The organism is Desulfonatronum sp. SC1 (genome assembly GCF_003046795.1).
Taxonomy (GTDB): domain Bacteria; phylum Desulfobacterota; class Desulfovibrionia; order Desulfovibrionales; family Desulfonatronaceae; genus Desulfonatronum.
The window spans coordinates 1-435 of the sequence record NZ_PZKN01000169.1 but is presented as its reverse complement, the minus strand read 5'-3'; the positions used below and the strand labels follow the sequence as shown (position 1 = coordinate 435).

Genomic DNA, 435 nt, shown 5'->3' with positions numbered 1-435 from the left:
CATGAAAGGTCGTACCTATCGTTATACAACAGATGTATTGTTTCCATTTGGATTCGGGTTAAGTTATACCAGATTTGAGATGGGTAATGCCTCTGCCAGTAAAACGGTTCTTGGTGCCGATGAATCAACCAAACTCACAATTCCTGTAAGAAACCGTGGCAAGCGTGACGGAACTGAAATAGTTCAGGTTTACATACGCAAGGTTGGCGATGTGGATGGCCCTTTAAAGACTTTGAGAGGTTTTCAGCGCGTTGAAGTAGCTGCCGGTAAAACCCAGAATGCAGTAATAGAGCTAGACTCTTCATCATTCGAGTTTTACGATTGGAACAAACGCCAGATGGCTGTTACGCCAGGTGATTATGAGGTGCTTTATGGCAATAGCTCAGATGATAAGGATTTGAAAGTTCTAAACATTAAGATTCAATAGTTATGTTA

At 41.6% G+C, this 435-nt stretch carries 1 protein-coding gene; it reads left to right on the top strand.

Annotated features, from left to right (window positions below; genetic code table 11):
* The coding region (locus C6366_RS21165) for a fibronectin type III-like domain-contianing protein (RefSeq protein WP_199221614.1) at positions 1-427 on the top strand (427 nt) is incomplete at its 5' end.
* Positions 428-435: the final 8 nt, after the last annotated feature.